This window comes from Geitlerinema sp. PCC 9228, assembly GCF_001870905.1.
Lineage (GTDB): Bacteria > Cyanobacteriota > Cyanobacteriia > Cyanobacteriales > PCC-9228 > PCC-9228.
In genome coordinates, this window is the sequence record NZ_LNDC01000085.1 from 22,023 (window position 1) to 35,182 (window position 13,160).

11 protein-coding genes are annotated in these 13,160 nt (G+C 44.3%); 7 read left to right on the forward strand and 4 right to left on the reverse strand.

Annotated elements, in window-relative coordinates:
* Position 1: 1 nt before the first annotated feature.
* The gene (locus tag AS151_RS07335; protein WP_071516393.1) at positions 2-3,013 is read right to left on the reverse strand and encodes a hypothetical protein; all 3,012 of its coding nucleotides are present in this window, start codon (positions 3,011-3,013) and stop codon (positions 2-4) included.
* A 645-nt stretch (positions 3,014-3,658) separates the two neighbouring features.
* Here AS151_RS07335 and AS151_RS07340 point away from each other — a divergent pair.
* Both AS151_RS07340 and AS151_RS07345 read left to right on the forward strand, forming a co-directional pair.
* Positions 3,659-4,582, forward strand: a complete 924-nt coding sequence (locus AS151_RS07340; protein ID WP_071516394.1) for a leucine-rich repeat domain-containing protein — start codon at positions 3,659-3,661, stop codon at positions 4,580-4,582.
* Between the two features lie 6 nt (positions 4,583-4,588).
* On the forward strand, positions 4,589-4,795 hold the full coding sequence (locus AS151_RS07345) for a hypothetical protein (protein ID WP_071516395.1): 207 nt from the start codon (positions 4,589-4,591) through the stop codon (positions 4,793-4,795).
* A gap of 48 nt (positions 4,796-4,843) precedes the next feature.
* Here AS151_RS07345 and AS151_RS07350 read toward each other — a convergent pair whose 3' ends face one another.
* Complete coding sequence (locus AS151_RS07350) at positions 4,844-5,719, reverse strand: DMT family transporter (RefSeq protein WP_071516396.1); 876 nt, start codon at positions 5,717-5,719, stop codon at positions 4,844-4,846.
* 1,228 nt (positions 5,720-6,947) lie between these two features.
* Complete coding sequence (locus AS151_RS07355) at positions 6,948-7,541, reverse strand: AAA family ATPase (RefSeq protein ID WP_170861337.1); 594 nt, start codon at positions 7,539-7,541, stop codon at positions 6,948-6,950.
* Between the two features lie 153 nt (positions 7,542-7,694).
* Here AS151_RS07355 and AS151_RS07360 point away from each other — a divergent pair, with 153 nt between their 5' ends.
* The 5 genes from AS151_RS07360 (at position 7,695) to AS151_RS07380 (ending at position 11,298) form a co-directional block, all read left to right on the forward strand.
* Complete coding sequence (locus AS151_RS07360; protein ID WP_071516398.1) at positions 7,695-8,027, forward strand: NifB/NifX family molybdenum-iron cluster-binding protein; 333 nt, start codon at positions 7,695-7,697, stop codon at positions 8,025-8,027.
* Positions 8,028-8,049: 22 nt separating this feature from the next.
* Entirely contained in the window at positions 8,050-8,937 is an 888-nt protein-coding gene (locus AS151_RS21415) for an ATP-binding protein (protein WP_071516399.1), read from the forward strand.
* Entirely contained in the window at positions 8,925-9,836 is a 912-nt protein-coding gene (locus AS151_RS21420) for an ATP-binding protein (RefSeq protein ID WP_071516400.1), read from the forward strand. Before AS151_RS21415 ends, AS151_RS21420 begins: the two co-directional genes overlap by 13 nt.
* A gap of 9 nt (positions 9,837-9,845) precedes the next feature.
* A complete protein-coding gene (locus AS151_RS07375) occupies positions 9,846-10,184 on the forward strand; it encodes a NifB/NifX family molybdenum-iron cluster-binding protein (RefSeq protein ID WP_071516401.1) in 339 nt (112 codons plus the stop codon).
* Positions 10,185-10,335: 151 nt separating this feature from the next.
* On the forward strand, positions 10,336-11,298 hold the full coding sequence (locus tag AS151_RS07380; RefSeq protein WP_071516402.1) for an aldo/keto reductase: 963 nt from the start codon (positions 10,336-10,338) through the stop codon (positions 11,296-11,298).
* 54 nt (positions 11,299-11,352) lie between these two features.
* Here AS151_RS07380 and AS151_RS07385 read toward each other — a convergent pair whose 3' ends face one another.
* Positions 11,353-12,849, reverse strand: coding sequence for a pitrilysin family protein (locus tag AS151_RS07385; RefSeq protein ID WP_071516403.1), 1,497 nt, complete (start codon positions 12,847-12,849; stop codon positions 11,353-11,355).
* Positions 12,850-13,160: the final 311 nt, after the last annotated feature.

Genomic DNA, 13,160 nt, shown 5'->3' on the forward strand with positions numbered 1-13,160 from the left:
TTTAGCTATTTTCCTCCTGGCGGCGAACTTGGGGATACAAAATCGAGTTGACTTCGGTTAAAAAGGCCAGATTGTTGAACAAAGTACGTCCATCCATGTGATAAAATAGGGAATTTTTCCGCAACGACTCATCGCCGATAATATGTTCGTAGGGGTCTAGTTTTAATTTCGGCTGTTTTTGCGTTCTTTCCAGTCGGAAAAAGTGATACAGGGTCAAATATCGCAGAATATCCTGTTTGAGGGAACCATTGTAAATCAAACCTTCTCGAATACTGCGATCGCTGAGAACTTCGGGATAAATATTCAAGAGAGTAGAATAAGACATAACGCCATTATAAAATCTCTCATCTGACTTTCCTACGGTAATGCCATTAAAAAGATTAAAAAATACCACCACCTGCTGGCTGGGGTCTTTTACAAGGTTGAAAAGATTTCTGGTATCCTGGAGAGAGTAGGAAGTCGAGTGTAATCCCTGGGATTTACGAACGTAGTATTTATTAAAGAAAATCGGATAAATATAAATATCCTCGAAATCTCGCATGAGGAACGCAATCAACTGCGGCGACATAAAATAAAATTGCGTTTCTTCCCGAACCTGCGTTAAGTTGAGATTGTTGCTATAGGGAGCTTGTGCAATATATAGAATGTGACGGTAGCCTTTCTTGTAAAGATTTTGAACGACATCGCCGAGAATGGAAGGTTCTCGGTATAATTCCTGCTTGGAATAATTTTGGGAAAAGGTTCTCAGCATTTTAATTTGAATGTCTCCCTGTTGGTTGGTAATGCCAATGGCTTCTCCAAAGAGCGTATAAATTCCCAAATCGCGATCGCGATTGCTACGTAACCCATCGCTTTCCAAACTCGATACCACCACCAATGCCAATTTATCCAAAGGGGAATCTTGGCGGTGGGAAGATGGTTGCAATTGAAAGGTTTGTGGCAATACCGAATACAGGGAAGCAAATGCATTTCTTAGTTTGAAAGAGTTTATATCCCGAATCCGAATTCCTTGAGAATTTGACCGATATCGCTGGTTCAATAAATGAGCAGTGACTTTGGATAAATCCGCCATAAATTCTTCCGATGGAGATGGATTTTGCTCGTCTCCTTCGTGAAACCGTAACATCGGGATAAAGAGATGTTTTTTGATTTTATCAAATTCATCCAATAGAACGCGCAATGTTATATAAAATAGCAGCGACATCGCAAAACGATAGATAAATTGCTGGCTCTTCGTACAGGCATTGGCATCCAAACGGCGGTTGTTATAGGGAAAGACCACTAGGTGGGTTTGCGCTAAATGGTTTTTGCTCGTTGTTCTGCTAGAATCGCTATTAGGAGGAATCAGGATGGGAACGGCATGAACCTGATTAATATTGCTATACGCCAGATTGAAGGTTTCTTCCTGGGAAGTCTGGTAGTAACGAACATCTTCAAACTTAAAAGTAACGGGAAGCTGGCAAAATGTCATTCCCGACGGATGAACGTCTTGAACTGTAATATAGCGAAGGCACTTCTTCGGATTTTCACTGACAACATCCTTAAACAGAGAACCTTCGGCTAGATTTTCGGAATCGTCTTGTAAAATTCCTCGCCGAACGCCAATTTCTTTGTTAAAGTATCTATTGCTGAAGATTTCTTTTCGTTTGAGCAAACGCTGCAGTAAATTTCTGAGCCTTTTGATTTTCTCGGCAACTTTGTATTTTTCCAATCCCCGTACAAATCCCCGAAGGATCGATTTTTTGCGTTCCTCATCATTGCTTTGAAAAACTTCTCGTATCGTTTCGTCAAATCGACGACCAACTTCGTATTCAAGTTCCGAGTTAATTCTGTAGTCTTTTGCTGTGGGATTGCTATTGGTGGCAAATACAAAATAGTAGAGAAACAAAAGTCGCAAAATTTTCCTCGCCAAGGTTTCGCGATCGCTTTCTTGTAAATTAGCCTCCCAATTGCTAGGATCGATAATATTGAGGTAATATTGGAAAACATCCTCACCACCACGAGCCTGAACGGGATTGCCAAATTTAATTTTTAAACCAAATGTAAACGTTCGTTTCGTCCCATCTTGACTGGTTGTTTCCCCCAAACTATCTGATAAAATAGGAATAATTGGCAGAGCATCCAGCGATTCCGAACGGGAAAACCAATCCTTATAGTTAATTGTTTCGTCGCAATAGCTAACTTCATAATCGCTCTCGGTTTTCTCCGGATCGTTAATATATTCCTCCATTGCTCTCAACCGCCGAATCAAATCCTGTAAATACACCACATCGGGATATGATTGTGGATCGATGTTTTCCTGCAAATATTCCAAATAGCAAATTTTGGCTTCTCTTTTCAGTTTCCCCAACGACTCCGTATCCACAATCCGCTGCAACCGATAAAAATTAGAAGTTGGTTCTTCGATGGAATTATCTAAAGCATCTCTAGCATCTTCCAGTTCTTCCCCTTCCAGTTGCTCTTCCAAATAATTTTCCAATCCCTGCTTCATCTGTTCCTGAAATCGGTCAATTTGGTTGACAGAAATGGTCAATTTATGGAATTTCAAAAGCGAGTTGCTTCCCACGTCGTTTTCTCGCGTTTCCAATCCAGCGGTGGGAACCGATTGCACGTTGGGAAAATTATAGGTAAAATCAAGATGGTTAGATTGCCCTTGCGGTAGCGGGTTGATAAATTTTGCTAAATCGAACCCGTCAACGGCATTCAAACGGTCATGAAAATGCTGCCTCAAGGCATCGCGAATCTGCCGAATTTGTTGGGGGAATTGTTCTTCCAAATTTGGCGTAAAATTAAGGGTAGCAGAGCGACCTCTGGTACTTCCGAAAATGGGATCTGCGTTCGACTGCTGGGAAATTTGGTAGGCAGCATCATCCAATTTCACAATAATGCGATTGCTTTGCGATCGCAATTCATTGAAGGGATTGTGATTTTGAACGTACTGGAGAAGGTTGTTTAATAAATCTTCATAGTCTGCGGGAACGAAATTATTATTACCCGACCCTAAATAATTCATGTTTGTCTACTACGCTAACTCCCAATCCATCTATTTTTAGAATACCAGCGATCGCGGCAATTTAACTATTCTTTTTACTAACGAACTCTCTGTTTTTTATCAAAGTGCGATGGTGTCTGGCAGGCGTAGCCACTGCCAATTTTACCTGGAACAAGGTATATAAGCGCACAAAGCCCTCATTATTACATAAAAATATTCTAAAATGTTCGCTTTTTCCTGTCAACGCTATCTACCAGAAATGTTCCCAAATTACCCAAGTATCTCCTATGGCTGCGGCATATTGGGAGTATTGCTAGTTTCCCTGCTATTTATATAACTTAACTTCCCCTTGAGAGTGAGTGTTCGCCGCTTCGCGATCGCCCCGAAAAAAGACCTTGATGAAATTTTTAGATCTGCTTGGTAGTACCAAAATGTAACAAAAAGCTTGACATCCTTGTTTCTATTGTGTATTGCTCAAATCAACTGTTAAAAAATAGTTGAATATCCTGATATGACATCGCTACAATAGAAAGCTACAATAGAGAGTGTTTGTTGGTTTTCCTGAAAATGAAGAAACTGAGAGACAGCTGCGATCGAGGAGTTTCTCGCTTATAATGGATTTATAGATAAGCAAAATCTGCCCAAGAGCCATATTAATTCTTGCTTATGTATCCAGTACAGTCTCCTGTCATAAAATTCTTGATTTGGGTTTTGCAAAAGATTGATAATTTTTTATCAAGAAATAGAGATTGCGTGCAAAACAGAATTAAATTGGTCAAAAAAAATCGATTTACAGAATTAAATCTAAGGGATTGCCATTTAAATAAAATACCGCCAGAGATATTTGACCTCGTGTGGCTGCAAGAACTAGATTTGAGTGGCAATCGAATTACAGAAATTCCCGAAGCGATCGCATCTTTGTACAATCTTACAAAACTCAACTTGTCAAAAAATCAAATTTCCAAAATACCAGATTCAATTTATTACTTAATTCATCTTCAGGATTTGGATTTATCGCAAAACCAACTAACAAAATTCCCCAAAGGCATTACTTGGATGTTATCAATCGAGCAATTAAATTTATCCGGAAATTACTTAGTAGAAGTACCGAAATCTATTGCTTACATGAGCAATCTCTGCCAGTTATACCTATCCAAAAATCAATTTACTTGGTTTCCAGAACCCGTAACTCGTCTGTCTTGCCTATCTGAATTATATTTACACAACAATCAAATTCAAAAAATTCCCGACTCTATTAACCGACTTTCCAAGCTGACCAAATTGAATTTATCTTGCAACCATATCAAAGAGTTTCCAGAGTCTCTCACTCGTTTGGCGAATCTCGTAGACTTAAATTTGGATAACAACCAAATACGAAAAATCGACAACTCTATTCACCGGCTTTACCGTCTCTGTCAATTGAAATTATCTGGAAATCAATTAGAAGAGCTTCCAGAATCATTTGCTTTACTACCAACAACTGAATTAAGCATCGAGGGAAATATCTTGAAAAAACCACCTCAAGCAGAAGCCGAAAAAGGAATGGATTCTATCCGAAATTTCTTTCGTACAAATCAAACCGAAGAATAGACAAGTATGAAACTATCTATAACGAGCTATTACCTAATATTAGAGTTTTTAACAATTATCTATCAAGAAGTTCAATTTTTTAATTCCGATGCTAACGTAACCGAAGAAAAACGATATCGTGTCTATGCAAAACTTGAAAAATTCATTCAAGAATTGCGGGAATGGGGAATAGATGTAGACGACAGTGATAATTCCGAAAGCGAGTCAACGTAATTACTTCTTTCCATGGATAATAGAGAATAGATATACGAACAAAACATCCTAGAATAGGGTAATAATAACAACCCCTACCAACATAACAACTGCCCCTGTCATTCTTTGTTGCATTCCTGGTTCTTGTAAAAATAAATGTCCCAATAAAGCTGAAAATAAAATACTGGTTCTTTTTACCGATACTGCCTGTGCTACCAAGGTTAATTTTACCGCTTTCATAAAACACAACATGGTCAATCCCTGTAAAATCCCAATTATGAAAAGATAAAAGATATTTTCAGGGATAAATTTTAAATTATCCCGAGATTGATACAGCATAACTGGCGTCATTGCTGTTGCCAATACAGTAGAAGTTAAAGCTGCCCAAAAAATAGGAGAAGATTTTTCGATACCCAGTTTGTTCAAGGTAGAAATCAAACTCCAAATAAAGGCAACGGCCAACATTAAGCGAGGAGCATTTTCCAAAAATAACGACCGTAGAGGAGCTAAATAACTCTCCTCCTGATTTTTCAGTTTTAAAATATAAGAGCCACCGACTACGAAACCTATTCCTAAAATATCCCACCAACCGGGAAATTCTTTTAGCAGAAAAGGCGAAGTTACTAATACAAATAAAGGCGTAAAAGAGATGAGAGGAACTGTGATAGATAAATCGGAAGATTTAATGGCACGGAAATAAAATATATTGGAGATAATCTGTAAAAATAATACAATCGCGATCGCACCTATAAAGAAAGCATTCCAAGTAGGAACTTCTTTAGAAATTTGGTCGAATAACAAAGGAATAAAGAAGGGCAAGGCGAAAAAACGCGAAGACCAAGTAATAATGTATTCATCGCCAATTTTTTCCAGGGCACGTTTGCTAACCAGATCTTGCAGGGGAGCAAAAATAGCAGCTAGCAAAACAAAAACCAGCCATAGCATGATAAAGACTCGTCGAGATTTTTCAAATAGTGTCGTTCAGGTGTAGCAGTTGAGCTGATATACAATTATTTTAATTGCTTCACCAATTGTCTTGTTGTTATAGAGGTTACAATCTGGGGCAAAAGTATTGGAAATTCCCTCGCATATTCTTGATACAGCTTGATTGCCTCTTTAAAATTAGAATGTGTTACATCTCTATTATTGGTTTTTCGATCGCATCTACACGAGTTGCTTCCATGCGAATCAATCGATTGTAAAGAAGACAAACTCCCTTGCCGTCAGGAATAGGATAATACCAAATCCGACATGGAAAAACCACAATTTTTTTTTGGGGCAACCCCCGCTGTGGGTCCCTTTTGTAGGGGTAGCGCCCCCATGCCTACCCCTACCGTTTTGTGGGTTTATGTATATCGAATTTGGTAGAACTACGGTAAATGGTAGCATAATTTTGAGAAGTGAGCTAAGAAAAAAGAGGGTAGTTTTTTTTGCATACAAATACAGTAAACCAGAAAAGTTTTATTGGTCTGTAGGAGAAATATACTAGCGATCGCGTACAAATAACGACCTTCACAATGTTTAAAAGTTATCGGTTTTTATTTGAAAATGCTGTCAAGATACCTCAGAACATCTAATTTTGGATTGTTTCAAGGAGAACTTTTGTCATGTCTTACCAAGCCACAGCGATCGCGACTTCTACCATAGTTCTAACTACATTTGCTGCCTTTTATGCCACCCTCGGTATGTACCTTTACCTTAAGTTCCACCAATGCCACCTGGGGAAAGATAGACGATGGGGAACCAGTCGATACTTATCATGTAAATCCTGTAAAAGGAGAAAAACAGGTACGTTGGGGCATCCCCGTTGGTTCTGGAGACATCTATGAAGACCAAAGCAGTTTGGGATTCATACGAAATCCGACGTACATACACCCACAAAAATGTAGGGGTAGTGCCCCCGTGCCTACCCTAGGGGTAGTGCCCCCGTGCCTACCCCTACAAGAAAGCAATTACGGGGAGTTTCCCCTACAGAAAGATTGTGGTTTCCCTATGTTGGATTTGGTATCACAGGTCTCTCCCATCTGCCCAACCCTTTCCCAAAAATTTTTAAAAACTCAGAAGGTATATCTTTTAGGTAACCGCGATTTGCAATTTTGCCTGCCGGTATATATATGCGCGCACACCTTTCCCATCATCACATATACAGTGATAAAACTTTTGGCGGCTTTTGTCAAGCCCTAAAATCACTCGTATTTTTAAAATGCAAACGCTTTTCCACCGCTGCAAACACTGGGGAATAGTCGATCCCGTGCAAATCAGTGGTATCGATCGCAATAACTTGTGAGGGAACTTGCAACGGTTCCAACGCCCCCTGAGCTAGCACATCTTTAATGTTGTCAAAAAACTGCAATCCCTGATGCCCGGGGTGCATCTCGCCGGATTCTGCCCTAGCTAAAAACCGTTGGGTCAAGATATCTCCGTCGCATTGCATCTGTACTTGTACGATATCCACATCAAAGTCGCGCTGGAGTTCTTGCAAGTACAAACTGTCAGATTGCGGTTTGAAGTTGGCTTCCACAATGTGAGCAATGCCACAACGAACCAAGCGTCGGCTAATAATTTTGAGGGTTTCGATGCTGGTATGGCTGAAAAAACGGGAGGTTTGCCAATCTGGGAGTTGACCATACTCGTCAAACATCATTTCCTTAAACGTATCCTTGCCAAAATAAGGAAGTTCGTATTTCTTCCCAAGTAACTGGGCGAGGTAGCTTTTTCCTGTAGCCGGCGGACCTGCGATCGCAATCAAAAACATACCGAAACCCATTCCCATCAAAACCTACACAATGACCGTTCGACGATAGAGTACCGCAAACGAGTTCCAAGATTTAAGGCAAATTTTATACACAAAATGACAAAACTTGATTACCATAAAGTTATGAAGCAAAAATGATAATCGTTCGCACCAGGAGTTCCAGTTGTGAAAGTAGCTATTAGTTGCACCGGTGAAAATTTAGATGCTGCCATTGACCCGCGTTTTGGTCGCTGTGCGTATTTTTTGCTGGTGGATACCGAAACCGAAACCAGCCAAGCGATCGCCAATCCAGGTGCCAAACAACCCGGGGGAGCTGGCGTGCAGTCAGCCACCACCGTCGTGCAACAAGGTGCTCAAGCAGTAATTTGCGGAAATTTAGGACCCAAAGCCGCCCAAACCCTGACCGCAGCTGGCGTTAAAGCCTATGCCAGCAACCACGCTACCCCCCGAGAAGCGCTCGAACACCTGCGACAACAAAAACTATCCCCGTTGAACTAGCAGACAGGAAACCCGAACCACTATGGTCACTCCCGAAAACGCCGTTATTTGCTTTGCTGGAGGGAAAGGAGGCACTGGAAAAACCACAGTAGCCGCCAACATCGCCGCCAGCTTAGCCAAACAATCTCACACCGTCACCTATTTGGATTGTGACGTAGAAGAACCCAACGGTCACTTATTTTTACACCCACACATCGAACGCCGCCAACGGGTAACCGTTCCCGTTCCCAAAGTAGATATCAATCGCTGCACCGGCTGCGGCAAATGTGCCGAAACCTGCCAATTTCAAGCCATCACCGTGGTAAATAAAAAGGTATTGGTATTTCCCGAACTGTGCCACAGCTGTGGCGGCTGCCGTTTGGTTTGCCCGGAAAACGCCATTGCAGAAGTTCCCCAAGAAATTGGTACGGTGGAAATCGGCCATGCAGGAAATATAAGATTCGTGCAAGGTCAATTAGATATCCAGCAGGTGAAAACACCACCCACCATCCAAGCCGTCAAACAGCACATTCCCGAAAATGGTATCGCTATTTTAGACGCACCGCCAGGAACATCCTGCCCCGTGGTCGAAACCCTGCAGAAGGTTGATTATCTGGTATTGGTAGCAGAACCTACCCCCTTTGGCTTGCACGACTTGCAACTGGTGGTGGAAATGGCACGGGTGTTGCACCTTAATTTTGGCGTGGTTATCAATCGAGCCGGTTGGGGCGATCGCAATACTTACGATTACTTGCAAAAAGAAAATATTCCTTTATTGGGAGAAATTCCCAACGATCGCGCGATCGCCACCGCCTATACCAGAGGGGAACTCGCCGCAGACACCCTGCCCCAATACCGGGATTTATTCACCCAAATCGCCCAAACAATCCTACAGAAAACCAGTTCAACCAGAGAACTATGCAAGAACTAGTCGTTATCAGCGGTAAAGGCGGCACCGGCAAAACCAGCACCGTGGCAGCCTTCGCCACCCTCGCCAAACAAGCAGTTTTAGCCGACTGCGACGTAGACGCCGCCGACCTGCATTTAATTTTATCCCCGACCATTCAGTATCGCGAAGACTTCCGGGGTGGCAAACGAGCCAGCATCAACCCCGAACTGTGCCTCGGCTGCGGCAAATGCCAGCAATTCTGTCGTTTCGACGCCATCTACGCCACCGACAACGGCACCTACCAAGTCAATCCCCTCGCCTGCGAAGGATGCGGCGTTTGCCAACTGGTTTGCCCCGGCGAAGCCGTAGACTTTGATTTGGCAGCGAACGGCGAATGGTATCTTTCCCAAACCCGCCTAGAAAATCCCATGGTGCACGCTAAGTTAGGCATCGCCGAGGAAAATTCCGGAAAATTGGTCACTCTAGTGCGGCAAAAAGCCAAAACCATCGCCACCGAACAAAACTACCCGCTCATTGTTACTGACGGTTCCCCCGGGATTGGTTGCCCGGTGATGGCATCCCTCACAGGAGCGGATTTTGCCCTGGTAGTCACCGAACCCACCCCCAGCGGCTTGCACGATTTGCAGCGACTGGTGCAACTGCTGCAGCGGTTTCAAATGCCAGGCATGGTTTATGTCAATAAATTCGATTTAAATCTAGAACTGACTGAAAAAATCGAAACCTATGCCCGCGCACAGGGATTGTCGGTGGTTGGTCGCATGCCCTACACGCCAGCGGTAACCGCCGCTCAAACGGAGGGGTTGAGCGTGGTGGAATTTGACAGTGGTGAAGCTGCCGCTAGCATGCGTAATATTTGGCAGCAAGTCAATCGAGAAATGCAAAAACAATCTCAAACCCAGAAAGTCTATCAAACTTGTTGAGGTGAATTTATGAAGGTTGCAATCCCCGTTACCCAAGGTCTTTTGGATCCCCATTTCGGACATAGCGAGCAATTTGCTATTTTTCAAGTGAATCCAGAAACCAAACAAGTCCAAACTTCGCAAATGCTACCCCCACCTCCCCACGAACCCGGCGTTTTGCCCAATTGGCTGGCAGACCAGGGGGTTACGGTGGTATTGGCTGGCGGATTGGGGAAAAAGGCGGAAACGCTTCTCGCCAGTAGGGGCATTGAAATGGTTACTGGCGTTCCCGAACAATCTCCGGAAATGGCGTTGCAACAATATTTAGATGAAACGTTAACCACAGAAGATAACTCTTGTACTCATTAGTTTTTGTCGGGTGGGCAATGCCCACCCGACGATTGCTTTTTAAGATGATAAAAAATAACATCGATGGGTTTCTGGTGGCGTCGCTGCCAGAAATCGTTTTTTTTGCTAAATTTCTATAGGGTGGATTGTCAATAGCTGTTTGATACTATCAATGAATACAACATCGACTGTACCTTCTACAGTATCTTTAGGAAATAACGGTCCGCAAGTCACGCCTCTGGGCGTAGGCACTTGGTCTTGGGGAGATACCTTATTTTGGGATTACGGAAAAGAATACAACGAAAACCAAGTGCGAGAAGCCTTTCAAGCTTCTGTAGAAGCAGGTATTACCCTCTTTGATACTGCAGAAGTTTATGGATTGGGCGAGTCAGAAAAATTGGTGGGGAAATTTGCCCGAGAAAGCGATATTCCCGTAGCGATCGCGACCAAATATTTTCCCTTTCCCTGGCGCATTTTCCGCAATGCCGTAACAGACGCCCTCACCGAAAGCCTGCAACGCCTGCAAGTATCCAGCATTCCCCTATATCAGGTGCACATGCCCTTCACCTTCTTCATGAACCAGGAAACCCTCATGGATGCCTTAGCCGAAGAAGTCAAAAACGGGCGTATCGAAGCCGTGGGGGTCAGCAACTACTCCGCCGGCGAAATGCGGGCAGCCCACGAACAGCTACAAAAACGCGGCGTGCCCCTCGCCAGCAATCAAGTACAATATTCCCTACTACACCGCAAAATTGAAAGCAACGGCATTTGGGATACAGCCCAAGAATTGGGCGTTACCATTATCGCCTACAGCCCCCTTGCCCAAGGCTTACTCACCGGCAAATACACCGGTCAAGAGAAACCCACCGGTGCCCGCGGCATTGACCCCAAATTCAAACCCTCTGGCTTGCAAAAAATCTCACCTGTTACCAATTGCTTGCGCCAGCTTGCCGAAAAACACCAAAAAACTCCAGCCCAGGTAGCGTTAAACTGGCTCGTCAGCCGGGGGGCGATTCCCATTCCAGGTGCCAAAAACGCCGAGCAAGCCAAACAAAATGCCGGAGCTTTGGGTTGGCAGCTCGACGCGGAAGACACTCAGGAGTTGGATCGCGCTAGCGAGCCTTGGTTGCGTTAGGAGGATGGGAGCGTGGGGGCATGGCAAACGATTCTTCCCCACCTTCCCCCTCTTTTAACTCTTCTGCGGCTCTGGAATGGAAATATCCAAAGATTCCACTTGCACGTTTTCGCCCAAACTGCTCAAAGGTGGCTCAATGGTATCGGTGTTGCCCACCACCAGAGTCACCAAACGGTTGGGATGCAAGTATTCTTGGGCAGCTTGCTGCACCTGTTCGATGGTGGTGTTTTCCACAGCTTCGCGATATTGGAAGATAAAGTTTTGGGGATAGTCGTAGTATTCGTATCGCATGAGCCGCGATAGGATTTGCTCGGGGCTGTCAAAGTTGAAGACAAAGGAGTTGAGGGTGGATTCTTGAGCTTGGTTGAGTTCTTCGCTGGTAATGGGTTCTTGTCGCACCCGTTCGAGTTCTTCCAGAATCGCTTGAATGAAAGGAACCGTGGTTTTTGATTGGGTTTGACCGCCAGCAATAAAGTAGCCGGGGTAGTCGTAACGGGGCTGCCAAACACCGTAAACCGAGTAGGCTAACCCTTTTTGGGAACGAATTTGGTCGAACAAGCGACCGCCGAACCCATTGAGAACTTGATTGAGAACGCTAAGAGCTGGAAAATCGGGATTGTTGATTTTACCTCCCAAATGCCCCAAACGAACGTAACTTTGGGTTAGTTGGGGGCGATCCACTGTAAAAACACCGCTTTGGCGAGCTTGTTCGACTTCCGGTAGCGGCGGTAGATCCAAATCCGGTTTGGGCTGCCAATCGGCGAAAGTTTTCTCCACCAGCGATCGCATTTTGGTCATATCAAAATCTCCCACAATCCCCAAGATGGCATTATTGGGATGGATGTATTGCTGGTAAAAGGCCACCAAGTCGTCACGGGTGATATTATCAATCGTATGATATTCCGTCGTGCGGGCATAGGGGCTGCGATCGCCGTAAACCAATTTGCGAAACTCCCGACTGGCAATCTCGCCGGGGTCATCGTTGCGGCGAGAAATCTGACCCCGATTCTGGGTTTTGGCAAGTTCCAGCTTCTGCTGGTCAAAAACGGGCTGTCGCAACACCTCCGCAAACAGCGACATGACCAGTTCTGTATCCTCGCTGAGGGCATTAAAGGTAGCTTGACCGTAGGTTCTCGACATTGACGTTTCCACTGCCGCCGCTTTTTGTGCCAGCAGTTGGTTTAACTCATCGGCAGCATGTTCTTCAGTGCCACCAGAACGCATCACTTCTGCGGTGAGGCTAGCCAACCCCACTTTATCTTCAGGTTCCAAACGTTTGCCTGTATGAAAATATGCCTTGCCTTGCACCAGAGGCAATTCCCGGTCTTGCAGCAAAAATACCACCATACCGTTGTCAAGTTGGTAGCGGGCATATTCGGGAACTTGAATTTCCGGTAGCGGAGGAAATTCCAATTCGGTATAATGCTTGGGCATAGCAGCACTGGCTGGCGATCGCGCCAACAGCAGCAACAGCAAAGTGGCTATCCCTAAAAAACCTGCCAACCAACGCTGGCGTTGCTTTCGCCGTGAGATGCCTCGATACGGCAACATACCCTTTACACTCCTTAATCTAAATTTCCTAATATTTTTGCTACATCTAAAAATGCTAGCTCAATTCAAACTTATCGAGCGTACCGAGCGTGGGAGCTTGGGAGCTTGGGAGCGTGGGAGCGTGGGAGCTTGGGAGCTTGGGAGCTTGGGAGCTTGGGAGATATAATTGGTTGTTTTCTCCCATGCCCCGACGCTCCGATGCCCCGATGCCCCGACGCCCCGATGCCCCTCTGCTACTTCCTAATAGGTTGTTTACTGGACAATAATTGACTTTTATTGACTTGATAGTCGTAGCCATCTTTCTTAAAGAT